Below are 23,296 nucleotides of genomic sequence, written 5' to 3' on the forward strand. Positions count from 1 at the left end.
GGATCAGCAAGCGCGACTAGAGGTCGTAGACGACGGTCACGGGCGCGTGGTCGGACCAGCGCTCGGCGTGCGTGGCCGCGCGCTCCACCAGGCCCTTGACGGCCTTCCCGGCGAGACCGGGCGTGGCGACCTGGTAGTCGATGCGCCATCCGGAGTCGTTGTCGAAAGCCCGCCCCCGGTACGACCACCAGGTGTACGGACCCTCGACGTCCGGGTGCAGGGCCCGTACGACGTCGACGTAGCCGCCGTCCTCCGCCGCGAACACCCGGCCGAGCCACTCGCGTTCCTCGGGCAGGAATCCGGAGTTCTTGGTGTTGCCGCGCCAGTTCTTGAGGTCGGCCTGCTGGTGGGCGATGTTCCAGTCGCCGCAGACGACCACCTCGCGCCCGTCGGCGGCGGCCCGCTCGCGCAGGGTCTTGAGGTGGGCGAGGAACTCGTCCATGAAGCGGACCTTCTCGTCCTGCCGCTCGGTGCCGACCTCGCCGGAGGGCAGATAGAGGGAGGCGACGGTGACGCCGGGCAGGTCGGCCTCGACATAGCGGCCGCTGCCGTCGAACTCGGCCGAGTCGAAGCCGACCCGGACGCGGTCGGGCTCGCGCCGGGTGTAGAGGGAGACGCCCGCACGGCCCTTGGCGGCGGCCGGGGCGTGCACGACGTGCCAGCCGTCGGGCTGCCGCACCTCCTCGGGCAGCTGGTGCGGCTCGGCGCGCACCTCCTGCAGGCAGACGACGTCCGCTTCCGTCTGCGCGAGCCACTCCACGAAGCCCTTCTTGGCGGCGGCTCGCAGCCCGTTCACGTTAACCGAGGTCACAGTCAGCACCCGGGCACGATACCGGCACACTGGTCGGAGCCCTCAAAGCCCGAGGCCCCACCGTCTGCATAGAAGTACGATACTCAGAATGTATATACGCCGCGTTCGTTTCGATCATCCCGACGCCGTGAAGCTCAACACCGAGGTCCAGGCCGAGTACGCCGAGCGTTACGGCGACGACGGCGACGCCACCGTCCTCGACACGACGGACTTCGACCCGCCCCACGGCGTCTATCTGATCGCGTACGACGAGTTCGACCGCCCCGTGGCCACCGGCGGCTGGCGCAGCCAGGACCGCAACGAGGAGGGCAACGAAGACGGCGACGCCGAGCTGAAGCGCATGTTCGTCATAGCGGAGATGCGCGGCCGCGGCCTGGCCCGCCGGATCCTCACCGCCCTGGAGGAGGACGCCCGCACGGCCGGCCGTGTCCGCATGGTCCTGGAGACCGGGACCAAGCAGCCGGAGGCCATCGCGCTGTACACCGCGAGCGGCTACGAGCCGTGCACCAAGTTCGGCTACTACCGCCACCACGAGGAGAGCCGCTGCTTCGCGAAGAAGCTGTAGACACGATGAAGCCCCGGTCGGCTCTCGCCGACCGGGGCTTCATGCTGCGTGGACCTGAGGGGATTTGAACCCCTGGCCCCCTCGATGCGAACGAGGTGCGCTACCGGACTGCGCCACAGGCCCTTGCAACGAGTGAAACTTTAGCATCCCGATCGGGGTGCTTGGAAATCCGTTCCCTGACTGGTCAGCGCGCCTTCCGGAAGTGTGGCGGGCATCACTCGTTGGCCGCGCGCGGGCGGTCGCCGTCCTCGTACTGATCGAACAGGGGGGTGCGCCCGCGCTCGCGCGACCGGCGTGCGGAGGCTGTGCGACGCGCGTCGCTGCGGCCGTCCGCCGGCTTGTCCCCGGACTCGGGCGCCTGCTCGTCCGCCTCGGCCTCCGGCGTGCGGCTCGCCTCGTGCTCCGGCGTCACCGAGCTGGAGCGCGCCGAACTCCAGGTGTCGGGCGCCCCCAGATCCACATCGGACGTGGCACGCGGCGCGACCGGCGCGGTCACGTACGTCGGCAGGGGCACCGGCACCGGGTCCCAGCTGTCCCCGCCGGGCCGCCGCTGCCGCTCGCGCTGCTGGTCGACCCACTCGGCGTGGTCCGTCTGCTCGACCAGGGCGCGCCGGTCCGCGGCGAGTGCGGCGAGCCCGGTGTCCGTCTGGACCTGAGGGGCTTCCTCCGGTTCGTCGGCACCGGGGCCCGCGTCGAGGGGCGCGCGGCGACGCGGCTGGCGCTCCCGCAGCCGCTGGGCGGCCACCTCGGCACGCCGGCGGTCCATCTGGTAGGCGAAGCGGCGGCGTTCCTGGGAGCGCAGGTAGGCGATGTACGCGCTGAGCAGCACGGCCGGCGCGGCGGGCGCCCACAGGAAGGCGAGCCCGCCGACGGCGGCGACGATCGCGCCCAGTGTGAAGGCGAGGAAGAGCACCACGGTGGTGCGCCTGCGGCGCGCGAGGACCTTCGAGCGCCGGGCCCGTGCTGCGGCCGCCTGCGCGGAGGACGACTGCGCGGAGGACGCCTGGCGCGCGGACGGCACTCGCTTCTGCGCGGGCACGGAGGCGGAGTTGCGCGGCGGCGCAGCACCGGAGTTGCGCGCCGCCGGGGCGTCGCGTTCTCGCTCCGGTTCCACCCTCCCGGAGGCCTCGGGCTCGGCGTCGGCGTGCACCTGACGGCGGGTCGGAGGCATGGCGAAAGCCCGGACGTCCACCGAGTCGGTGACGGCGTCCGGGTCGCGGGCGCCCGGCTCCCCCTCCTGGGCGGAGCGCGCCCGCAGGTCCTTGGCGTACCGGCGCTCCATTCCCGCCCGTCCGGACAGCAGCCGGATGGCGGTGCTGAAGCGTTCCGTCGGACGGGCCTCGTTCAGCTCGTCCTGCCTACGGAGCCACATCGGCACCAAGTAGGCGGCCCAGGCCCCGACAATGACTGCGTAGATGAGGCCGCTGCTGCTCACATCTCACACCGTAGAGGGGTTTGCATGAGGCCATCCGCCAATTGGGCCGGTGTGTCGCACGATCTGGCTGATATTTCCAGCACTTTTGCGACCGATGCGATCAGCGCACCGTCTCGGGCGGTAATTCATTGCCCCGGAGACGGTCATCAACCGATCAATTTCGAACACATATTCAATTTCCGGTGCTCTGGGGTTTCTGCCGCACCTGCTGGGAGCGTGCCCGCTGCCACCGCGCGAGCAAACCGTCGGGCACCTCTTCCGCGGTGAGCGCGAACACCAGATGGTCGCGCCAGGCCCCGTCGATGTGCAGATAGCGCGGCCGGAGCCCCTCCTCGCGGAATCCGAGTTTCTCCACGACCCGGCGACTGGGCCGGTTCTCGGGCCGAATGCAGACCTCGATGCGGTGCAGTCCGACGGTGCGGAAACAGTGGTCCACGACAAGCGCGACGGCCGTCGGCATCACCCCGCGCCCGGCCACCGCCTCGTCCACCCAGTAGCCGACGTGCCCCGAGCACATCGATCCCCAGGTGATCCCGGCGACCGTGAGCTGGCCGACGAGCCGCCCCTGGTACTCGATGACGAACGGCAGCATCCGGCCCGCGTTGGCCTCGGAACGCAGGTGCCGGACCATCTGGCGGTAGGTCGGCCGGTGCGCGATCGGCCCGCTCGGCGTGGGCGGCGGAATGGTCGCCTCCCAGGGGCGCAGCCAGTCCCGGTTGCGCCGGTTCACCTCCCGCCAGGCCCGCTGGTCGCGCAGCCTTATCGGCCGGAGGACGACATCGCCGTCCGCCAGCACGACGGGCCAGGAAGGGCTGTTCAGCTCGCACCCCCGCTGCTGGGTCTGGGGTGGTCGCCGCCGCGGATCTGGTCGACGGCGTGGACCAGCAGGGGCTCCAGCACGGCGAGGCCGTCCTTCACGCCGCCCGTGGAGCCCGGCAGGTTGACGATCAGGGTCCGGCCCGCGACCCCGGCCAGGCCCCGGGAGAGCGCCGCGGTCGGAACCTTCTCGCGCCCGAACGCCCGGATGGCCTCCGCGATGCCCGGCACCTCGTGGTCGATCACCGCGCGGGTCGCCTCGGGCGTGCGGTCGGTGGGCGAGATCCCGGTGCCGCCGGTGGTGACGATGGCGTCGTACCCGGCGTCGACTCCCGCGCGCAGAGCCGCCTCCACGGGCTCCCCGTCCGGGACGACCCGGGGGCCGTCGACGGCGAAACCGAGGCTCTTCAGGCCGTCGGCGACCAAGGGGCCGCCCTTGTCCTCGTAGACGCCCGCGGCAGCCCTGTTGGAGGCGGTGACCACCAGAGCCCGGTAGGTCATGCCCGGCTCCAGTCGCCCGACTTGCCGCCCGTTTTCTCTTCCACCCGCACGTCCGTGATGACCGCTCCCTTGTCGACCGCCTTGACCATGTCGATCACGGTGAGCGCGGCGACCGTCACGGCGGTGAGGGCCTCCATCTCGACACCCGTACGGTCCGTCGTCTTCACGGTGGCCTGGATCTCCACCGCGTCGTCCGCGACCGACAGGTCCAGTTTCACACCCGACACCGACAACGGGTGGCACAGCGGAATCAGGTCCGGGGTGCGCTTGGCTCCCATGATCCCGGCGATCCGCGCGGTGGCGAGGGCATCGCCCTTGGGCATCCCCTCGCCGCGCAGCAGCTCGACCACCCGGGGCGAGACGAGGACGCGGCCGCTGGCGCGGGCGGTGCGCGCGGTCACGTCCTTCCCGGACACGTCGACCATGCGGGCCGCGCCCGCCTCGTCGATGTGCGTCAGTCCGTCCTGCGCAGGGGGTCCGGAGGTCTCCCCCCGGAATGACTCAGTCATGCTGTGTGCCGCTCCCGGTCCGGGCCCGGCGCAGTGCGGTGCGCGGGCCTGTTGTGCGCGACACGGTACCGCCCTGTCCGCGCCGGCACCGGCCCAGGACCCCCGTCGGCCTTTTCGCACTTTTCGCACGCGCACGCGCGCGTGCCTCAGCCGAGCAGGACGACCTCCACCTCGGTGCCGGGCTCGACGGACTCCACGTCCTCGGGGACGACGATCAGCGCGTCGGCGTGCGCCAGCGCCGCGATCAGGTGCGAGCCGGCGCCGCCCACGGGGGTGACCTCGCCGTCGCCGTAGGCACCGCGCAGGAACTGCCGGCGGCCCTTGGGCGAGCGCAGCGCCTGATCGGTCTTCAGGGTGGCCGGGACACGGGGCCGGTGCACGTCCGTGAGGCCCATCAGGGTGCGGATGGCGGGACGCACGAACAGCTCGAAGGAGACGTACGACGACACGGGGTTGCCCGGCAGGGCGAGCAGCGGTGTGTGGTCGGGGCCGATGGAGCCGAAGCCCTGGGGCTTGCCGGGCTGCATGGCGAGCTTGCGGAACTCCACGCCGCTGCCCGCCTCGTCCTCGTCGCCGGCGTATGACAGCGCCTCCTTGACGACGTCGTACGCCCCGACGCTCACCCCGCCGGTGGTGACCATCAGGTCGGCGCGGACGAGCTGGTCCTCGATGGTGGAGCGGAGGGTCTCGGCGTCGTCGGCGACGGCGCCCACCCGGTAGGCGATCGCGCCGGCGTCCCGCGCGGCGGCGGTGAGGGCGAAGCTGTTGGAGTCGTAGATCTGGCCGCCGGCCAGTTCCTCGCCGGGCTGCACGAGTTCGCTGCCGGTGGACAGCACGACCACGCGCGGGCGCGGGCGCACGCGTACCGTGCCGCGGCCGACCGCGGCCAGCAGCGCGATCTGCGGCGGGCCGAGGACCGTCCCGGCCTCCAGGGCGCGGTCACCGGCCTTCACGTCGCTGCCCCTGGCGCGCACGTGCGCGCGTGCCTCGACGGGGCGGTGCACGCGTACCTGCCCCTCGGCGCCCTCCGGGGCCAGGCTGCGCGCCCGCATCCCGCTCACCGGGCCTTCGCCGAGTCCGCCGTCGGTCCACTCCACCGGGACGACGGCCTCGGCGCCCGGCGGCAGCGGGGCGCCGGTCATGATGCGGGCGGCCTGGCCGGGGCCGACCCGGACCGGATGGGCCGCGCCCGCGGCGACGTCGCCGACGACCTCCAGGGCGGCCGGGAACTCCTCGCTGGCGCCCGCCACGTCCGCGACCCGCACCGCGTACCCGTCCATGGAGCTGTTGTCGAACGGCGGCAGGGACACCGGCACCGTGACGTCGTCGACCAGGACGCAGCCCTGGGCGTCGAGCAGTTGCAGCTCGATGGGTTCCAGGGGACGGACGGTCGAGAGGATGTCCTCCAGGTGCTCGTCCACCGACCACAGGTCGTCCGGGCCGGCGGGGCGGGTCGCGGCGCTGCTCAAGATTGCTGCATCTCCTCGGCTACGTAACTGCGAAGCCAGGTCCGGAAGTCCGGACCCAGGTCTTCACGTTCGCACGCGAGTCTGACAATGGCACGCAGGTAGTCGCCACGGTCGCCGGTGTCATAGCGGCGGCCCTTGAAGACGACGCCGTGCACCGGGCCGCCGACCTTCTCGTCCGTCGCGAGCTGCTGGAGGGCGTCGGTGAGCTGGATCTCGCCGCCGCGGCCCGGCTCGGTCTTGCGGAGTATGTCGAAGATGTGCGGGTCGAGGACGTAACGGCCGATGACCGCGTAGTTCGAGGGGGCGTCCGCCGGGTCGGGCTTCTCGACGAGGCCGGTGACCCGTACGACGTCACCGTCGGCCGTCGCCTCCACGGCCGCGCAGCCGTAGAGGTGGATCTGCTCGGGCGCGACCTCCATGAGGGCGATCACGCTGCCGCCGTGCTCCTCCTGGACCTCGATCATGCGCTGCAGGAGCGGGTCGCGCGGGTCGATCAGGTCGTCGCCGAGGAGCACCGCGAAGGGCTCCTGGCCGACGTGCGGGGCGGCGCACAGCACGGCGTGGCCGAGACCCCGGGGGTCGCCCTGGCGCACATAGTGCATGGTCGCCAGGTCGCTGGACTGCTGCACCTTGGCGAGCCGTTCGGCGTCGCCCTTCTTCTGGAGCGCCGATTCCAGCTCGTAGTTGCGGTCGAAGTGGTCCTCGAGAGGACGCTTGTTGCGTCCGGTGATCATGAGGACGTCGTCGAGCCCCGCTGACACGGCCTCCTCGACCACGTACTGGATCGCGGGCTTGTCGACGACCGGCAGCATTTCCTTGGGAGTGGCCTTCGTGGCCGGCAGGAACCGGGTGCCGAGACCTGCTGCGGGGATGACAGCCTTACTGATCCTGGGGTGCGACTGAGTCATGCCCGCAACCTTATCCGGTGCCTTTGTCAGGAATCTGTGGCTCCGGTTTGTTGGCCCTTTATGACGGCATTCAAGAAGGGTGCGAGAACGACCCGTGGAACACGACGGACGCGCGAGCGAGCCTGCCAAGGGAATGTTGCGGCGGGAGCTCCTCTCGGTGAGGAAAAGGTTGACGGACGATGACGTCGACGAGACGGGCCGCGCGCTGGCGGAGCGCGCCCTGGAGCTGCCCGAGCTGGCACATGCGCGCACGGTGGCGGCCTACGTCTCCGTGGGGAGCGAGCCCGGCACGGGGGCGCTGCTGGACGCGCTGCGGGCGCGAGGCGTGCGGGTGCTGCTCCCCGCGCTCCTGCCCGACAACGACCTCGACTGGGGCGAGTACGCCGGCCCGGATTCCCTCACGCGGGTCCAACACGGCGGGAAAATGGCGCTTTTCGAACCGTCCGGCGCGCGTCTCGGTCCGGACGCCGTGACGGCCGCGGACGTCGTGCTGCTGCCCGGGCTCGCGGTCGACGCGCGCGGGATGCGCCTGGGGCGCGGCGGCGGGTCGTACGACCGCGTACTGGCCCGTCTGGAGCGCGCGGGCGCACGCCCCCGGCTCGTGGTGCTGCTGTACGACAGGGAGGTCGTCGCGCAGGTCCCGGCAGAGGCGCACGACAGGCCCGTGCACGCCGTGGTGACGCCCTCCGGCGTGCGCCGCTTCCCGAGCGCCTGACGGGACTCGCCGACATGGGGAACGGCCCTCCACGCGCGCGTGGAGGGCCGTTTTCCGTGCTGCCGTCAGAGGGTCACGGCTTGAGGACGAGTGCGTCGCTCGTGCTGCTGTCGACCGCCTTGGCCGAGAACGACCAGGGCAGCAGTTCGCCCTTGGCCCACAGGCTCGTCTGGTCCGTGTAGTGCGCGCTGAAGGCGTGCCCGGAGGCGCCGGTCAGGTTGATCCACCTGGACTTGTCGAAGTCGGCGAGGTTGACGACCATCCGCATGGACGGCACCCAGACGACGCCGTAGCCGCCGGCGGCGTTCCAGCCGGTCGCGTTCACCGTGGCCTCGCCGCCGCTGAGCCTCCAGGGGCCGCGGTTGAGGATGTACTGCAGCGCCTTGGGGCCGTCGGTGCCGAGGGTCTGGTTCTTCAGGAACAGGCGGTGCAGCCGGCCCCAGCTCCAGGTGTCGATGTCCTTGCCGAGCTTGGCGGTCAGCTCCCAGCGGGCGTCGATCATGGCCCGGGCGAGGAGCTGGTCCACGTTGTTCGCCGCGGGGCGGGTGCCCGACTTGGGGGTCTTCCACCAGTCGCTGTCCGGCTTGTCCATCAGGGTGCGCACGACCTCGAACCAGCGGTCGCCGCCGTCCGGCTGCGCCTGGTCGGTGTCCCGGTCGCCGCACTCGCGCACCTTGGTGTCGTCGTCGACCGGGCCGGTGCTGTCCATCTTGTCGACCCACAGGCACTGTCCCTGGACGCGCAGTTCCTTGGGCAGTTTGTTCCCGAAGGCGAGCTTGAGGATGTTGCGCCAGACCGCGTTGAAGTAGGCGGCCGCCGCGGAGTCGGACTCCTGGGTGTAGTCCCAGCCTTCCAGCAGCTTCTGCGCGTCGCGGACGTTCTTGTCGCCGAGGTTGATCTTCAGCAGCTTCGGCACGAGCAGCTTGGCGATCTCGCTGCTGTTGTCCAGCTGCATCTGCCGCATGTCGTCGGTGGAGATCTTGCCGCCGTCCTTGATCTTGGACTCGATCAGGTCGGTGATGCGCTGGCTGCGAGTGCCGTAGCCCCAGTCGGTGGTGAGGGTGTACGGGTACTTGTCCTTGTCGATCACGGCCTGGTTGGCGGTGACGATGTAGCCGCGCCTGGGGTTGTACTCGTAGGGCAGCTCGTTCTGCTTGATGAAGCCGGTCCAGCGGTACTTCGAGTCCCAGCCGGGTGCCGGGACGGCACCGTCGTCCACCGAGGAGCGCGTGGGGATCCTGCCGGGCAGCGTGTAGCCGATGTGGTTGGCGGTGTCGGCGTAGACCAGGTTCTGCGAGGGCACGTCGAACAGGGCCGCCGCCTGGCGGAAGTCGCTCCAGTTCGCCGCCTTGTCGAGGGCGAACACGGCGTCCATGGAGGTGCCCGGGTCGAGCGCGGTCCACCTCAGGGCGATGCCGTAGCCGTCGCCGCGGTCGGGGGCGGCGGTGTTGACCGCGGCCCGCTTGCCGACCTGGACGAGTTCGTCGTCGCGGTCGGACAGCAGCGGCATCCCGTCCTGGGTCTGGCGCACGACGATCGTCTTGGACGAGCCGCCGGCGACCTTGATGGTCTCCTCACGGGTCCTGAACGGCCGGACCTTGCCGTCGTACAGGTAGCCGTTCGCGCTGACCTTCTCCAGGTAGAGGTCGGTGACGTCGACCCCGGAGTTGGTCATGCCCCAGGCGATGTCCGCGTTGTGGCCGATGATCACACCGGGCATGCCGGCGAAGGTGTAGCCGGTCACGTCGTACTGGCACTTGCTGGAGACGGTGCGGCAGTGCAGGCCCATCTGGTACCAGACCGACGGCAGCGACGCCGACAGGTGCGGGTCGTTGGCGAGCAGCGGCTTGCCGGTGATGGTGTACTTCCCGGCCACCACCCACGAGTTGGAGCCGATGCCATGGCCGTTCACTCCGACGGCGGTGGGGACGTCGTCCAGGACGTTGTAGAGACCCGCCAGCTGGCTTGTGAGCGACGATCCGGACGCCGTCGAGGTGGCGGAGCCGGTCGTGCCCGTCGAGCCCGCAGAGCCGCCTGTGGCGCCGCCGGTCGTGCCGGACGTGCCCGTCGTGCCGGTGCCCTGCGAGGTTCCGGTGCCGCCGCTCTGCTGGAAGGACCTGGTCAGCGTGCTGTACTGGCCTTCCTGCACGATCGGCTTGTTACGGCTGTACGGGTACTCGGGGTACAGGTCCTGGATCTGCTGCGGGCCGAGCCGGCTGGTCATCAGGGCGCGGTCGATCTCGTCCTGCATGTTGCCGCGCAGGTCCCACGCCATCGCCTTCAGCCACGAGACCGAGTCGACCGGGGTCCACTTCTCGGGCTTGTAGTCGTTGGTGAAGCCCAGGGCGGCGTACTCCAGGGAGATGTCCTTGCCGTCCTTGCCCTGCAGGTAGGCGTTGACGCCCGCGGCGTAGGCCTGGAGGTACTTCTTCGTGGCGGCCGACAGCTTGGTGTCGTACTCCTGCCGGGCGATCCGGTCCCAGCCGAGGGTGCGCAGGAACTCGTCGTTCTTGACCTGGCCCTTTCCGAACATCTCCGACAGGCGCCCGGAGGTCATGTGCCGGCGCACGTCCATCTGCCAGAACCGGTCCTGCGCCTGGACGTAGCCCTGCGCCATGAACAGGTCCTCGTCGGAGGACGCGTAGATCTGCGGGATGCCGTTGCCGTCCCGCTTGACGTCGACCGGCCCCGACAGGCCCTGGAGCGTGATCGTGCCCTTGGTCTGCGGGAAGGAGGCGCGGACGGTACTGACCGACCAGTAGGCGCCGTAGGCGATGCCTCCGATGATGGCCAGTACCAGCACGAGCACGATCAGTCGGGCTTTGCGCCCCTTCTTCCTGCCGGACTTGGCGGGCGCGGCACCGGTGGTGGCGGTGTCACCCGTTGTGGCGGTGGTGTTGGGGGGCATCGCTGTCCTTGCTGTCCTAACGCGAGCGGCAGGTCGGGCTGTGACTTTGAATGAGCGCTGGAGCAACCATAGGCGCAGGGCCCCGTCCCGCTTGACGCGGAGTCGGGAACCAGCGCGCACGAGCGTTCGATCTTGCCTCGGCGAGCGTCAAGAAAGCGTCAAGACTTAGGTAAGGTAACGAAGTACTTGGGTGCGGTGCGCCGCAGCCTCGGGTCTTGTGTACGCGAGCTCGCGCCCCTGGCGCGCGGGCCAAGGAAGGGAACCGCCGCTGACTGTTCACCACCTCAACCAGCTCCTGCTCGTCTGCTCCGTGGTCCTGCTCGTCGCCGTCGCGGCCGTCCGGATCTCCTCCCGCAGCGGGCTCCCCAGCCTGCTCGTGTACCTGGGGATCGGCGTCCTCATGGGCCAGGACGGCATCGGCGAGATCCACTTCAACAGCGCCGCGGTGACCCAGGTCATGGGGTACGCGGCCCTGGTCGTGATCCTCGCCGAGGGCGGTCTCGGCACGAAGTGGAAGGAGATCAGGCCGGTCCTGTCGTCCGCCTCCGTCCTGGCGACCGCCGGAGTCGCGATCAGCGTGGGCGTCACCGCGGCGGGCGCGCACTATCTGGTCGGGCTGGAGTGGCGGCAGGCGCTCATCATCGGCGCGGTGGTGTCCTCGACGGACGCGGCGGCGGTCTTCTCGGTGCTGCGCAGGGTTCCCCTCCCCGCGCGCGTGACGGGCACGCTGGAGGCGGAGTCCGGCTTCAACGACGCCCCGGTGGTCATCCTGGTCGTCGCCTTCTCCATGGCCGGCCCGGTCGAGCACTGGTACGTCCTGCTCGGCGAGATAGCCCTGGAGCTGGCCATCGGCGCGGCCATAGGGCTCGCGGTGGGCTGGTTCGGCTCCTGGGGGCTCAAGCATGTGGCCCTGCCCGCTTCCGGCCTCTACCCGATCGCGGTCATGGCGATCGCCGTGACGGCGTACGCCGCCGGCGCCCTGGGGCACGGCAGCGGCTTCCTGGCCGTCTATCTGGCCTCGATGATGCTCGGCAACGCCAAGCTCCCGCACTGGCCGGCCACGCGCGGCTTCGCCGAGGGGCTCGGCTGGATCGCCCAGATCGGCATGTTCGTCGTACTCGGCCTGCTGGTCACCCCGCACGAGCTGGGCGACGACGTCGTACCGGCCCTGATCATCGGGCTGGTCCTCACCATGGTGGCCCGCCCGCTGAGCGTGGTGCTCAGCCTGGCGCCGTTCCGGGTGCCGTGGCAGGAGCAGACGCTGATGTCGTGGGCGGGACTGCGCGGCGCCGTGCCCATCATCCTGGCGACCATCCCGATGGTGAACGGTGTCACCGGCAGCCGCACCATCTTCAACATCGTCTTCGTGCTGGTCGTGGTCTACACCCTCGTCCAGGGCCCGACGCTGCCCTGGCTGGCCCGCACGCTGCGGCTGGGCGAGGAGGGCGAGGCCTCCGACCTCGGCATCGAGTCGGCGCCTCTGGAGCGGCTGCGCGGACATCTGCTGTCCATCTCGATTCCCGAGGGCTCCCGGATGCACGGGGTCGAGGTCAGCGAGCTGCGCCTGCCTGCCGGGGCCGCCGTCACCCTCGTCGTCCGCGAAGAAGAATCGTTCGTTCCGCTGCCCGCGACGGTGTTGCGGCGGGGCGACGAACTGCTCGTCGTCGCCACCGACCCGGTCCGCGACGCGGCGGAACGCCGCCTGCGCGCGGTCGCCCACGGCGGCAAGCTGGCGGGCTGGCTCGGCACCAACGGTGCGAGCAGCTCGCGTTGAGGGCGTGTTCCCTGCCGTTCACGCTCCCGTCCCGTGAAATCCCAGGCGGGCTCACGCGTGGTGCTCGTTTTCACAGATGGGGGAGGCGATAGCCCCTGTACCATGAAGGCGCACCTGATCGAACCAACTCTGCCTGACGCAGAGCTGGCGCGACCGTATGGCGGCCGGGTCGCCTCCCACTCGCAGTGGGCGCCGGTATCTACCGCAGTTTGCGCAAGAGGACAGCTCTCGGCGCCCGGGTCACACGAGGCCCGCGCTACCAGGCGGCAGAAAGGCACGGGCCGTGGGATCCACGGTCACCACCAACGAGCCGGAGAAGACCTCCCCGGCCCCGTCCCGCCCGGGATACGGACAGCTGCTGCGCACCCGCGGCGCCTGGACCTTCCTGCTCCCCGGTTTCGCGGCGCGCCAGCCGTTCGCGATGCTCACCATCTCCATCGTGCTGCTCGTGCAGCACACCACCGGCTCGTACGGCGCCGCGGGTGCCACCGCGGCCGCCACCGGTGTCTCCATGGCGCTGTTCGCGCCGTACAGCGGGCGCCTCACCGACCGCTACGGCCAGCGCGCCGTGCTCACCCCCGGCGTTTTGGTGCACACCCTGTCCGGCCTGTCGCTGACGGTGCTCGCGCTGGCGCACGCCCCCCTGTGGGCGCTGTTCCTGGCGGCCGTGCCGACCGGCGCCTCGGTGCCGCAGGTCGGCCCCATGGTGCGTGCCCGCTGGGGCGTGAAGCTGCAGGGCTCACCCCTGATGACCACCGCGGCGGCGTTCGAGTCGGTCACGGACGAGCTGACCTTCGTCTTCGGCCCACTGCTGGCGACCGCGCTGTGCACCACCGTGACGCCGGCGGCCGGCCTGGTCACGGAGGGCGGCCTGACCCTCGTCGGCGGTCTGCTGTTCGCCGCGCAGAAGGGCACGCAGCCGCCGGTGAGCGCGGAGAGCGGGCACGCGCGCGTGCAGCACGCCTCCGCGCTGCGCGTACCGGGCGTGCGCGTGCTGGTCGTGACCTTCCTGGGCATCGGGTCCGTCTTCGGCGGCATGCAGGTGGGGCTGGCGGCGTTCACCGAGTCGATCGGCGAGCCGGGCCTGAACGGTGTCCTGTACGGCGTCTTCGCCGCCGGCAACATGCTGTCCGGCATCGTCTGCGGCGCGATCGCCTGGAAGACCGCCCCTCAGTACCGCCTGGTCGTCGGCTACACGGCGCTCGCGATCGTCGCGTCCGCCCTGTGGACGGCCCATTCGGTGCCGCTGCTCGCCGGGCTCGGCCTGCTGGTGGGCATGTGCATCGCACCGGCGCTGATCACCGGCTACACGCTGGTCGAGGGCCTGGTCCCGGCCGGCGCCCGCACGGAGGCCTTCACCTGGCTGACCGGCGCGGTCGCGCTCGGGCAGGCGGCCGCCGTCACGGTCGCCGGACAGCTGGAGGACCGGCTGTGGAACGGCGCGGGATTCCTGGTGCCGATGGCCGGCACGGTGCTCGCGCTGGCGACCCTGCTGACGCTGCGGTCGCGGCTGGCCGCGCGGCCCCAGAACCGTACCGTCGCACGTGGCGTCGGTCACCGCGTGCCGGTGACGGTGGACTGATCCCCGGGAATACGTCACTATGGACTGTCGTTAGCACTCATTGAGTGAGAGTGCCAGGAGGAAGACAAGTGCCGACCTACCAGTACCAGTGCACCGAGTGCGGCGAGGGCCTTGAGGCGGTGCAGAAGTTCACCGACGACGCCCTGACCGAGTGCCCCAACTGCGGTGGCCGCCTGAAGAAGGTGTTCTCCGCGGTCGGCATCGTCTTCAAGGGCTCCGGCTTCTACCGCAACGACTCGCGCGGTTCCACGTCGAGCAGCAGCCCGGCGTCCAAGCCGTCGAGCACCTCGTCGTCGAGCACGCCGAGCTCGTCCTCGTCCGACTCGAAGCCGTCCTCGTCGAGCTCCGCCGGCAGCTCCGCGGCCTGACCTCTTCCTTCCCGGACCCTGCTGTCGTACGACGGCAGGGTCTTCGGTGCTTCCCGGCGCCGCTCCCCCGCGGTTTCACCGCCCGCTAGGGTGCTGGTCATGGCGAACGCAGAGATCGGCGTGATCGGTGGCTCGGGCTTCTACTCGTTCCTCGACGACGTGACCGAGGTCCAGGTGGAAACCCCCTACGGGCCGCCCAGCGACTCCCTCTTCCTCGGCGAGATCGCCGGCCGGCGGGTCGCCTTCCTGCCCCGGCACGGCCGCGGCCACCACCTGCCACCGCATCGCATCAACTACCGGGCCAACCTGTGGGCGCTGCGCTCCGTCGGCGCCCGGCAGGTGCTCGGCCCCTGCGCGGTGGGCGGCCTGCAGCCCGAGTACGGCCCCGGCACCCTGCTCGTGCCGGACCAGTTCGTGGACCGGACGAAGTCCCGGGTGCAGTCGTACTTCGACGGGCTGCCGCTGCCCGACGGCACCGTGCCGAACGTCGTGCACGTCTCCATGGCCGATCCCTACTGCCCCACCGGACGGGCCGTCGCTCTGAAGGCCGCCCGGGGCCGGGACTGGGAGCCGGTGGACGGCGGCACGCTGGTCGTCGTCGAGGGGCCGCGCTTCTCGACGCGTGCCGAATCGTTGTGGCACCGGGCGCAGGGCTGGTCGGTCGTGGGCATGACCGGTCACCCGGAAGCGGCGCTCGCCCGGGAACTGGAGCTGTGCTACACGTCGCTCACCCTGGTCACCGACCTCGACGCCGGCGCCGAGACCGGTGAGGGCGTCTCGCACGAGGAGGTGCTGCGGGTGTTCGCGGCCAATGTGGACCGGCTGCGCGGCGTGCTGTTCGACGCGGTGGCGGCACTGCCGGAGACCGGGGCGCGGGACTGCCTGTGCGTGAACGCGCTCGGCGCAATGGATCCGGGCTTCGAGCTGCCGTAGCGCCTTCGCGGGAAAGCCCGGGATTCCCCGTTCGGGTGGCCGAGTTGTCCACAACCGGCCCGTGATCCACCGGCTCCGGCGGAATTCGGCGCGAGGCCTCATCGTGGCATCGCAAGCCGAATTCCTCGTCGCAGGCGGTGATTTCCGTGCCTCGGTCCTCGTCCTTGAATCCGTCCCCGAATCCGTCTCCCGTTCCGCCCCCGTCCTCTCCGCTTTCTCCGCCTCCGCTCCGGCTTCCGCGTCCGCTGGGCACGGACGCCCCGGCGACCTGCACAGTCCCTCAGTTCCCGCCGGTGCGGGTGCGCGGCGGGCGGTATCGGCTGCAGCGGCTCGTACGGCACCGCGGTCGGGCCATCGCGGCCGGCCTCGCGGTGACCGCGGCCGCGCTCGTCGCCGCGGGCCCGCACACGGGTGCCGCACCAAATCGTGCGGAACAGGCCCGGAGCCGCCCGGTCACGGTGCCCGTACGCCGGCACACGGCCGTGGACGTGGTGACGGCACCGGTGCGGATCGCCGACGCGGCCACCGTCCGGCTCCTGCGGCCCGGCGACCGTGTCGACGTCATCGCCGCCGGGGACCCGACGGCCGGGGGCGTCGCGCGCGTGCTCGCGCGCGGCGTGCGGGTGACCGAGGTGCCCGAGCCGCTGGAGGACGGGGCCGAGAGCGGGGCGCTGGTCGTGCTGTCGGTGCCGCGTGGCACGGCGGCGCGGCTCGTCGGGGCGAGTGCCACGGCGCGTCTGGCGGTGACGCTGTGCTGAACCGGCTCGGACGCTTTCTCGGCGGTTCGCTGTCAAGGCGTTCGATGGTGCCACGGGGCTGGACACCTTGGCGGCACCGTGCCGTAGGTTGCGGAGCGTTTCGTTCCACACCCTGCGCATGCGAGGAGAGTCCCCGAGGTGAGCGAGAAGAAGGAACCGAGCGTCTGGCACGGCTTCAAGGCCTTCCTGATGCGCGGCAACGTCGTCGATCTGGCAGTCGCGGTGGTTATCGGCGCGGCCTTCACGAACATTGTGAACTCGGTGGTCAAGGGGGTCATCAGCCCGCTGGTCGGAGCGATCGGCACGCAGAACCTGGACCACTACAGCTCGTGTCTGAAGCCTCCGTGCCAGGTGGGGGCGGACGGCACGGTCAAGAGCGGTGTGCCGATCCTGTGGGGCTCTGTCCTCGGTGCGACGCTGACGTTCGTGATCACCGCGGCGGTCGTGTACTTCCTGATGGTCCTGCCGATGTCGAAGTTCCTGGCGCGGCAGTCGGCCCGGAAGGCGGCGCGGGAGGGCACCAAGGAGGTCATCGAGGTGACCGAGCTGGAGGTGCTCAAGGAGATCCGCGACGCACTGGTCGCGCAGCGCGGATCGGGACACGACGAGCGCTAGCGGCGCTGCTGCGGAAGGCTCAGAGGTGGTGGGGCGGCTTCTCGTCGAGGAAGCGCTTCAGGTCGGCGGCGCTGTCGCCGTCCGTGCGCCCGCCCCACCCGCGATCGGTGTCGTCCGAGGACTGCTGGTACAGCGGGTCGTCGAAGACCAGGGCGGGCTTCGGGTCGCGGGGCTCGGATGCGGGGGCGGTGCTCATGCCACCAGGGTACGGCCCCGGCCCAGGCGCCCGTGCGCGTCCGGCGCCCCGGCGGGGGCCGCTGGTGAATGCGTTCCTTGTCTGTGCCGTCACAAGGCCTTCTGGACGCTTTTCTGCTGTGCTGAGAGGCATGACGTCGAGTTCCGCTCCTGCGCCCGCCCCCTCGGGCGCACCCCAGTCCATCGCCCAGCAACTGGTGCTGCCGACCACGGCGCTGCTGGTGATCTGCTGCACCTTCCTGGGCCACTGGGCGGTGCTCGCGGCGGGACTGGTGTGCTCGGCCGCGGTCGCGGTCGGGGTGGCGCTCACGGCGCGCATGGTCGACCGGAAGCGTACGGCGAGCGCCACCGCTTTGGCCGGCTGAGTCCGCACGGGCGCCTGGACGGACGAGACTGGCCCGCATGACAGTTGACGCAATCACGGACGTCGCCGGGTTGCGGGTGGGGCACGCCACCCGCACCGGGGACGGCTGGCTCACCGGCACCACGGTCGTCCTGGCCCCGGAAAGCGGCGCGGTCGCCGCCGTGGACGTGCGCGGCGGCGGCCCCGGCACCAAGGAGACCGACGCCCTCGACCCGCGCAACGTGGTGCAGCGGGTCGATGCGGTCGTGCTGACCGGGGGCAGCGCGTACGGGCTCGACGCGGCATCCGGTGTGATGGCCTGGCTGGAGGAGCAGTGGCGCGGAGTGCGGGTGGGGCCGGGCCCGGCGCACGTCGTGCCGGTCGTGCCCGCCGCGTGTGTCTTCGACCTGGGGCGCGGAGGGAACTTCAGCGCGCGGCCGGACGCGGAGACCGGGCGTGCGGCGGTGGAGGCCGCGGCGGTGAGTGTGCCGGGCGCGCGGGTGTGGGAAGGATGCGTCGGGGCCGGGACGGGCGCCGTGGCGGGGCGGATCAAGGGCGGTGTGGGCACCGCGAGCACTGTGCTCGACTCGGGGATCACCGTGGGCGCGCTGGTGGTCGTGAACGCCGCGGGGTCGGTGATCGAGCCGGAGACCGGGGCGCTGTACGGGGAGTTGTGCCTGGGACGGGTGGAGTATCCCACCGAGCGCGTGCACGAGGCCGCGCGCCGGCGCCTCGACGAAACCGCCGCCAAGAACGCGCCGCCCCCGCTCAACACGACACTGGCGGTGGTCGCGACCGACGCGAACCTGTCCAAGGCGCAGGCACAGAAGCTGGCGGGCACGGCGCACGACGGGATCGCGCGCGCCGTACGGCCGGTGCACCTCATGAACGACGGCGACACGGTCTTCGCGCTGGCGACCGGGGCACGCTCTCTTTCCGAGCGTCCGCTGGAACTCAACGACATCCTCGCCGCCGGTGCGGATGTCGTCACGCGTGCGATCGTGCGGGGTGTGCGCGCCGCCGAGCCGGTCGACGGGCCCGGCGGAGTGTGGCCCTCGTACGGGGAGTTGTACGGGGCGCGATAGGGGGCGCTGCGCGGCGGGGGCGGCGGGCTGAGGACGGGACACAGCCGCCGCCCGCGTTGCATTGTCGCGGTTCTGTCACGTGATGGCGTTCACGGGAGGACGGCGGGAACCTTCCCGGCCGCCAGTGTCCTCTCTCTTCACGCACTGGAACGGATCACGCACATCACATGAACCTGGAGCAGCCCGTGACAACGCCGGACATTGCAGCGCGGCGCGTACTGGGGGCCTGTGCCGCCCTGGTGGTCGGCAGCCTCGCCCTGACCGCGTGCGGTGGCAACGCCGACGCCACCGACAACGGCAACGGCGGCAAGAACTCCCCCAAGGCATCGACGGCGCAGATCCTGATCTCGGCCAGGGACGGTTCGACCGGCGCGTCCATCAACGCGACCGGCGTGCAGGTCAGCGGCGGCAGGCTGACCGAGGTGAAGATGACCGTCGCCGAGTCGGGGCGGACCGTGGCGGGCGCGATATCCGCGGACGGCGGCAGCTGGAAGCCGAAGGAGCGGCTGGAGCGCGGAACGAAGTACGAGATCGACGCGACCGCGAAGGACTCCGGCGGGCGTACCACCACGACCAAGTCCGTCTTCACCACCGTCACGACGGCGAACAGCTTCATCGGCACCTACACGCCGGACAACGGCACCACGGTCGGGGTGGGCATGCCGGTGTCGTTCAAGTTCGACAAGTCGATCAGCGACAAGAAGGCCGTGCAGTCGCACATCACCGTCGACTCCAGCAGCGGTCAGCAGGTGGTCGGGCACTGGTTCGGGGACCAGCGGCTGGACTTCCGGCCGCAGGAGTACTGGAAGGCCGGCTCCAGGGTCACGCTGAAGATCGACCTGGACGGGGTTCAGGGGGCGCGAGGCGTCTACGGCGTGCAGAAGAAGACCGTCATCTTCACCGTCGGGCGGTCGCAGGTCTCCACGGTCGACGCCAGCACCCAGACCATGACCGTGGTGCGGGACGGCAGGACGATCAAGACGGTTCCGATCTCCACCGGCGACCCGCAGCACACCACGTACAACGGGCAGATGGTGATTTCCGAGAAGTTCCAGCAGACACCCATGGACAGCCGGACGGTCGGCCTCGGCAACGCGTACAACATCCCGGACGTGCCGCACGCCATGCGCCTGACCGACTCCGGCACCTTCATCCACGGCAACTACTGGTACAACAAGGCCAATCCGCCCTTCGGTCACGAGGGCACCAGCCACGGCTGCGTCGGGCTCGCGGACGTGCAGGGCGGGCAGGGCGCCACGTCGGCCAAGTGGTTCTTCGACAACTCGATCACCGGCGACGTCGTGATCGTGAAGAACTCTCCCGACAAGACCGTCACCCCGGACAACGGGCTCAACGGCTGGAACATGTCGTGGAGCGCCTGGACTGCCGGAAGTGCCGTCTGATCGGCGGTTTTTGACGTCATGTCGGGCCGCGCGGGAACTTCTCGCGCGGCCCGCGCGTTTTCCCGGCGTACGTTTTCTCGGTTCCCGGACATGATGTCCGACCGAGGGGCTACGGTATGCACCCACAAGGTGACATGCAGCAACGCCGGGAGATGTCTTGAGCGTTCCGTACGAGACGGCAGCGTACGAACCAGCCGAGTCGCCCGAGTCTCCTGAGGAGCATCTCGAGCGGCTCCTCGGCCGTGCCCTGAACTCCTTCGAGCTGCCCGACGAGGTGATACGGCAGCTCGACTGCGCGCTGGCGCACGACAGTTCGCTGCACTCCGCCTACCACAGCGCGGGACTGCACCGGGAGACCTACCGGCACACCTGGCTGCTCGCCGACGGCTCCGCGGTCACGCTGTGGGAGCTCGCGCACAACCCCGCCCCGGGCGGCGCTCCGGAGAGCGAGGTGTACGTCGACGAGGAGGAGCTGCAGGCGGCCACGGCGCGGCTCGGGATGCCGCCGGAGGCACCGGGGTTCGAGCTGCCCGCGCTGATGCGGCTGTGGGCGGTTCCGGAGCCCCGACACGTGTTCGCCGCCGACGACTCGGCGGACCACGCGCGCAGGCTTCTGCGCCGTGCGGAGAATCCGGACCGGCCCGGTGCTCAGACGGCGGCGCTGCTGGCGACGGCGACGGCGCACGAGATCACGCAGGCGTTCGGGCGCCCGGGGCGCGCCGGGCGCGCGGGACTGAGCTACGCGCTGTACGAGCACGCGTTCCTGCTGCCGGACGACAGCGAGGTCTCCCTGTGGGAGGTGGAGCACACGGCGACGCCGGACGGGCGGCACATGTGCGAGGTGTACATGTCGGAGGACGCGGCGCGGGACGCCATGGAGCGGCGCGCGGCGCGGCAGGGCTAGCGCGCGTCCCGCGGAGCGGATGACGGCGCTTGTCCGGTCAGTGATCGCTGCCGAGTCGCCGTATCAGTCCGGCGAAGGCGTCCTGTTCCGCGGGCGTCAGCTCCACCTTCTCCCACGCGGGGCCGGCCTGCGGCTGGGGCGGGAGGAACGGGAGACGAGCAGCCGGGAGGTCTCTCAGGGCCGCCGCGCGGAAGCGGCGCAGCAGGCGTACGACGCCGATCGCCCAGGCCACGCCGGCCAGGGTGAGAACGGCCGCGCCGGCCAACTGGAGAGTCGAGAGATGCTCGGGCATACACGCCAGTACACACCACGGTCCGGGACTTTGGCCCCGGACCGTGACGTATCTCGCAGGTGCCGTGAACAACTCACAGCGAACTAAAGGGACAAGGCGTGGCAGGGGGCGGTGCGGTCGTCAGGCCGCCACGGGCTGCTTGGGCTCCTTCGTCGTGCGGGCCGCGTTCGCGGCGGGGTCGGTGGCCGTGGTCTCCGGGGTCTGCTTGCGCATGCCCTTGAGGAGCACGACCAGGGCCGTGGTGGCGCAGACGCCGGCCGCGATGGCGATGAGGTACAGGAAGGGGTTGCCGATCAGCGGGATCACGAAGACGCCGCCGTGCGGGGCGCGCAAGGTGGCGCCGAAGGTCATCGACAGGGCGCCGGTGAGCGCACCGCCCACCATCGACGAGGGGATCACGCGCAGCGGGTCGGCCGCCGCGAACGGGATCGCGCCCTCGGAGATGAAGGAGGCGCCCAGCACCCAGGCGGCCTTGCCGTTCTCGCGCTCGGTCTGGGTGAACAGCCTGCCGCGCACGGTGGTGGCCAGGGCCATCGCCAGCGGCGGGACCATGCCGGCCGCCATCACCGCGGCCATGATCTTCATCGCGGAGTCGCTGGGGTTGGAGACCGCGATGCCGGCGGTGGCGAAGGTGTAGGCCACCTTGTTGACCGGGCCGCCCAGGTCGAAGCACATCATCAGACCGAGCAGGGCGCCGAGCAGGATCGCGTTGGTGCCGGTGAGGCCGTTCAGCCAGTCGGTCAGGCCCTTCTGGGCGCTTGCGATGGGCTTGCCGATCACGACGAACATCAGGAACCCGACGATCGCCGAGGAGATCAGCGGGATCACCACCACCGGCATGATGCCGCGCAGGGCCGCGGGGATCCGCACCTTCTGGACGGCCATCACCACGCCACCGGCGATCAGACCGGCCGCGAGTCCGCCGAGGAAGCCCGCGTTGATGGTCAGTGAGATCGCGCCGCCCACGAAGCCGGGGACCAGGCCGGGCCGGTCGGCCATGCCGTAGGCGATGTAGCCGGCCAGGACCGGGACGAGGAAGCCGAAGGCGACGACGCCGATCTGGAAGGACAGCGCACCCCAGCTGTCGGCCTGGGTCCACACGAAGTGGTCCATCACCGACGGCGCCTTGTTGATCTTGTAGCCGCCGATCGCGAAGCCCAGGGCGATGAGGAGGCCGCCCGCCGCGACGAACGGAACCATGTAGCTCACACCGCTCATCAGCCACTTGCGGAGCTTGCTGCCGTACCCCTCGGTGGAGTCGCCCGCGCGCTCGACCGGTGTGCCGCCCGACGCGGGCGCCGGCGCGCTCGTCTCGCCGCGCGCCGCCTTCGCGCGCACCTCCGTGATGAGTTCGGCGGGGCGGTTGATGCCCGCCTTCACTCCGACGTCGACGGTCGGCTTACCGGCGAAACGGTCCTTCTCGCGTACGGGGACATCGTGCGCGAAGATCACCGCGTCCGCCGCCGCGATGACCGCCGGGTCCAGCCGGGTGAAGCCGGCCGAGCCCTGTGTCTCGACGACGAGTTCGACGCCCGACTCGCGTCCCGCGTTCTCCAGGGACTCGGCCGCCATGTAGGTGTGCGCGATGCCGGTCGGGCAGGAGGTGACGGCGACGATACGGAAGGGGCGCTCGCCGGAGTCCGCGGCGGAGCCGGCGCCCGCCGGGGTCGCCTGCGCCGGGGTGGATGCGCCCGGCGCCTGCGCGGTGGTGTCCGCTGCGGCGTCGGCGGAGGCCGCCACCGACGCCGCAGCGGAGTCTTCGGAGGCGCCGCCTGCGCCCGCGGCGCCCTGAGCGGCGCTCGCCGCAGCCTTCGCGCCGCCGCTCGCGCCCGTGCCCTCCTCGGAGGACTCCACCGGCGCCTGCGCCGTGCTCGGCGTCTCGTCGCCGCGGATCAGCGCCGCCGCCGTCTCCACGTCGGTCACCGCGCGCAGTGCCGAGGTGAACTCGGTGTTCATCAGCTGGCGGGCCAGGGAGGAGAGGATCGTGAGGTGGGCGTCGTCGGCACCGGCCGGGGCCGCGATCAGGAAGATCAGGTCGGCCGGGCCGTCCGGGGCGCCGAAGTCGATGCCGGCGGCGCTGCGCCCGAAGGCGAGGCTCGGCTCGGTGACATGGGCGCTGCGGCAGTGCGGGATGCCGATGCCGCCGTCGAGGCCGGTAGGCATCTGGGCCTCGCGGGCGGCCACGTCGGCGAGGAAGCCCTCCAGGTCGGTCACCCGGCCCTGGGCCACCATGCGCTCGGCGAGGGCGCGCGCCGCCGCTTCCTTGCTGTCGGCGGACAGGTCGAGGTCGACCAGGTCCGCGGTGATCATGTCGCTCATCGCGGGCTCCTATGCACGCGTATCGCCCGGGGGGAGGCGTGGGCGGAAAGGGGGACGGGGGTGCGGTGGGGGGATGGGGCCGTTCCGG

Annotated in this window: 22 protein-coding genes, 1 tRNA gene and 1 pseudogene; 12 read left to right on the forward strand and 12 right to left on the reverse strand. The window is 71.1% G+C overall.

Translation table 11 applies throughout. The annotated features are described in order from the left end of the window. Positions 1-16: 16 nt before the first annotated feature. Positions 17-820, reverse strand: coding sequence for an exodeoxyribonuclease III (locus tag ACZ5NH_RS31075; RefSeq protein ID WP_468779901.1), 804 nt, complete (start codon positions 818-820; stop codon positions 17-19). 79 nt (positions 821-899) lie between these two features. On the opposite strand from ACZ5NH_RS31075, the gene ACZ5NH_RS31080 reads away from it, so the two are divergent. Further along, on the forward strand, positions 900-1,376 hold the full coding sequence (locus ACZ5NH_RS31080; protein WP_388632233.1) for a GNAT family N-acetyltransferase: 477 nt from the start codon (positions 900-902) through the stop codon (positions 1,374-1,376). Between the two features lie 49 nt (positions 1,377-1,425). On the opposite strand, the gene ACZ5NH_RS31085 is transcribed toward ACZ5NH_RS31080, so the two are convergent. From ACZ5NH_RS31085 to galU, 7 genes are all read right to left on the reverse strand, one after another. After that, a tRNA-Ala gene (locus ACZ5NH_RS31085) sits at positions 1,426-1,499 on the reverse strand. Positions 1,500-1,590: 91 nt separating this feature from the next. Further along, positions 1,591-2,811 (reverse strand): divisome protein SepX/GlpR, encoded by a 1,221-nt coding sequence (gene sepX / locus ACZ5NH_RS31090; RefSeq protein ID WP_468779903.1) that lies wholly within the window; start codon positions 2,809-2,811, stop codon positions 1,591-1,593. 172 nt (positions 2,812-2,983) lie between these two features. Next, positions 2,984-3,607: a GNAT family N-acetyltransferase gene (locus ACZ5NH_RS31095; protein ID WP_451006520.1), complete on the reverse strand. Its 624-nt coding sequence runs from the start codon at positions 3,605-3,607 to the stop codon at positions 2,984-2,986. Between the two features lie 20 nt (positions 3,608-3,627). Beyond that, the gene (locus ACZ5NH_RS31100) at positions 3,628-4,128 is read right to left on the reverse strand and encodes a MogA/MoaB family molybdenum cofactor biosynthesis protein (protein ID WP_388632242.1); all 501 of its coding nucleotides are present in this window, start codon (positions 4,126-4,128) and stop codon (positions 3,628-3,630) included. Continuing rightward, positions 4,125-4,637, reverse strand: a complete 513-nt coding sequence (moaC, locus tag ACZ5NH_RS31105; protein ID WP_388632245.1) for a cyclic pyranopterin monophosphate synthase MoaC — start codon at positions 4,635-4,637, stop codon at positions 4,125-4,127. Before moaC ends, ACZ5NH_RS31100 begins: the two co-directional genes overlap by 4 nt. Before the next feature lie 146 nt (positions 4,638-4,783). Then, positions 4,784-6,106: a molybdotransferase-like divisome protein Glp gene (glp, locus tag ACZ5NH_RS31110; protein WP_468779906.1), complete on the reverse strand. Its 1,323-nt coding sequence runs from the start codon at positions 6,104-6,106 to the stop codon at positions 4,784-4,786. Then, positions 6,103-7,014, reverse strand: a complete 912-nt coding sequence (galU, locus tag ACZ5NH_RS31115) for a UTP--glucose-1-phosphate uridylyltransferase GalU (RefSeq protein ID WP_388632251.1) — start codon at positions 7,012-7,014, stop codon at positions 6,103-6,105. The genes glp and galU overlap by 4 nt, the downstream gene beginning before the upstream one ends. A gap of 133 nt (positions 7,015-7,147) precedes the next feature. On the opposite strand from galU, the gene ACZ5NH_RS31120 reads away from it, so the two are divergent. Continuing rightward, positions 7,148-7,729, forward strand: a complete 582-nt coding sequence (locus ACZ5NH_RS31120) for a 5-formyltetrahydrofolate cyclo-ligase (protein ID WP_468779957.1) — start codon at positions 7,148-7,150, stop codon at positions 7,727-7,729. Between the two features lie 73 nt (positions 7,730-7,802). On the opposite strand, the gene ACZ5NH_RS31125 is transcribed toward ACZ5NH_RS31120, so the two are convergent. Continuing rightward, positions 7,803-10,637: a penicillin acylase family protein gene (locus ACZ5NH_RS31125; protein WP_468779908.1), complete on the reverse strand. Its 2,835-nt coding sequence runs from the start codon at positions 10,635-10,637 to the stop codon at positions 7,803-7,805. A 217-nt stretch (positions 10,638-10,854) separates the two neighbouring features. Here ACZ5NH_RS31125 and ACZ5NH_RS31130 point away from each other — a divergent pair, with 217 nt between their 5' ends. The 6 genes from ACZ5NH_RS31130 to mscL all read left to right on the forward strand — a co-directional run bounded on the left by ACZ5NH_RS31130 (position 10,855) and on the right by mscL (position 16,667). After that, entirely contained in the window at positions 10,855-12,411 is a 1,557-nt protein-coding gene (locus tag ACZ5NH_RS31130; RefSeq protein WP_451554482.1) for a potassium/proton antiporter, read from the forward strand. 283 nt (positions 12,412-12,694) lie between these two features. Then, a complete protein-coding gene (locus ACZ5NH_RS31135; RefSeq protein WP_468779910.1) occupies positions 12,695-13,993 on the forward strand; it encodes an MFS transporter in 1,299 nt (432 codons plus the stop codon). Positions 13,994-14,061: 68 nt separating this feature from the next. Then, on the forward strand, positions 14,062-14,361 hold the full coding sequence (locus ACZ5NH_RS31140) for an FmdB family zinc ribbon protein (protein WP_451554480.1): 300 nt from the start codon (positions 14,062-14,064) through the stop codon (positions 14,359-14,361). Positions 14,362-14,460: 99 nt separating this feature from the next. After that, positions 14,461-15,294, forward strand: coding sequence for an S-methyl-5'-thioadenosine phosphorylase (locus ACZ5NH_RS31145; protein ID WP_468779912.1), 834 nt, complete (start codon positions 14,461-14,463; stop codon positions 15,292-15,294). 146 nt (positions 15,295-15,440) lie between these two features. Next, on the forward strand, positions 15,441-16,052 hold the full coding sequence (locus tag ACZ5NH_RS31150; RefSeq protein WP_468779914.1) for a hypothetical protein: 612 nt from the start codon (positions 15,441-15,443) through the stop codon (positions 16,050-16,052). Between the two features lie 138 nt (positions 16,053-16,190). Beyond that, positions 16,191-16,667 (forward strand): large conductance mechanosensitive channel protein MscL, encoded by a 477-nt coding sequence (gene mscL, locus ACZ5NH_RS31155; RefSeq protein WP_388632267.1) that lies wholly within the window; start codon positions 16,191-16,193, stop codon positions 16,665-16,667. 19 nt (positions 16,668-16,686) lie between these two features. Here the strand turns inward: mscL and ACZ5NH_RS31160 are convergent, their stop codons facing one another. Further along, a complete protein-coding gene (locus tag ACZ5NH_RS31160; RefSeq protein ID WP_468779916.1) occupies positions 16,687-16,863 on the reverse strand; it encodes a hypothetical protein in 177 nt (58 codons plus the stop codon). A gap of 181 nt (positions 16,864-17,044) precedes the next feature. Between ACZ5NH_RS31160 and ACZ5NH_RS31165 the strand changes: the two are divergent. The 4 genes and pseudogenes from ACZ5NH_RS31165 to ACZ5NH_RS31180 form a co-directional block, all read left to right on the forward strand. Further along, positions 17,045-17,227: pseudogene (locus tag ACZ5NH_RS31165) on the forward strand (low temperature requirement protein A); the annotation flags it as partial. A 37-nt stretch (positions 17,228-17,264) separates the two neighbouring features. Continuing rightward, positions 17,265-18,290: a P1 family peptidase gene (locus ACZ5NH_RS31170; protein WP_468779918.1), complete on the forward strand. Its 1,026-nt coding sequence runs from the start codon at positions 17,265-17,267 to the stop codon at positions 18,288-18,290. A 185-nt stretch (positions 18,291-18,475) separates the two neighbouring features. Beyond that, positions 18,476-19,693, forward strand: a complete 1,218-nt coding sequence (locus ACZ5NH_RS31175) for a L,D-transpeptidase (protein ID WP_388632381.1) — start codon at positions 18,476-18,478, stop codon at positions 19,691-19,693. A gap of 157 nt (positions 19,694-19,850) precedes the next feature. After that, positions 19,851-20,597: a DUF6227 family protein gene (locus tag ACZ5NH_RS31180; RefSeq protein ID WP_468779920.1), complete on the forward strand. Its 747-nt coding sequence runs from the start codon at positions 19,851-19,853 to the stop codon at positions 20,595-20,597. Between the two features lie 37 nt (positions 20,598-20,634). Here the strand turns inward: ACZ5NH_RS31180 and ACZ5NH_RS31185 are convergent, their stop codons facing one another. After that, the gene (locus tag ACZ5NH_RS31185; protein ID WP_450987141.1) at positions 20,635-20,889 is read right to left on the reverse strand and encodes a hypothetical protein; all 255 of its coding nucleotides are present in this window, start codon (positions 20,887-20,889) and stop codon (positions 20,635-20,637) included. A 120-nt stretch (positions 20,890-21,009) separates the two neighbouring features. Then, positions 21,010-23,208, reverse strand: coding sequence for a PTS fructose transporter subunit IIABC (locus tag ACZ5NH_RS31190; RefSeq protein ID WP_468779922.1), 2,199 nt, complete (start codon positions 23,206-23,208; stop codon positions 21,010-21,012). Positions 23,209-23,296 lie beyond the last annotated feature (88 nt).

The sequence above is a fragment of the Streptomyces sp. NPDC031426 genome, from assembly GCF_055581585.1.

Excerpts from the sequence above, each read along its gene's own strand:
- ACZ5NH_RS31190 (WP_468779922.1), bottom strand. The coding sequence starts at position 23,208 with ATGAGCGACATGATCACCGCGGACCTGGTCGACCTCGACCTGTCCGCC.
- ACZ5NH_RS31185 (WP_450987141.1), bottom strand. The coding sequence starts at position 20,889 with ATGCCCGAGCATCTCTCGACTCTCCAGTTGGCCGGCGCGGCCGTTCTC.
- ACZ5NH_RS31080 (WP_388632233.1), top strand. The coding sequence starts at position 900 with ATGTATATACGCCGCGTTCGTTTCGATCATCCCGACGCCGTGAAGCTC.
- ACZ5NH_RS31125 (WP_468779908.1), bottom strand. The coding sequence starts at position 10,637 with ATGCCCCCCAACACCACCGCCACAACGGGTGACACCGCCACCACCGGT.
- ACZ5NH_RS31120 (WP_468779957.1), top strand. The coding sequence starts at position 7,148 with ATGTTGCGGCGGGAGCTCCTCTCGGTGAGGAAAAGGTTGACGGACGAT.
- ACZ5NH_RS31100 (WP_388632242.1), bottom strand. The coding sequence starts at position 4,128 with ATGACCTACCGGGCTCTGGTGGTCACCGCCTCCAACAGGGCTGCCGCG.
- ACZ5NH_RS31160 (WP_468779916.1), bottom strand. The coding sequence starts at position 16,863 with ATGAGCACCGCCCCCGCATCCGAGCCCCGCGACCCGAAGCCCGCCCTG.
- galU (WP_388632251.1), bottom strand. The coding sequence starts at position 7,014 with ATGACTCAGTCGCACCCCAGGATCAGTAAGGCTGTCATCCCCGCAGCA.
- ACZ5NH_RS31145 (WP_468779912.1), top strand. The coding sequence starts at position 14,461 with ATGGCGAACGCAGAGATCGGCGTGATCGGTGGCTCGGGCTTCTACTCG.
- moaC (WP_388632245.1), bottom strand. The coding sequence starts at position 4,637 with ATGACTGAGTCATTCCGGGGGGAGACCTCCGGACCCCCTGCGCAGGAC.
- ACZ5NH_RS31170 (WP_468779918.1), top strand. The coding sequence starts at position 17,265 with ATGACAGTTGACGCAATCACGGACGTCGCCGGGTTGCGGGTGGGGCAC.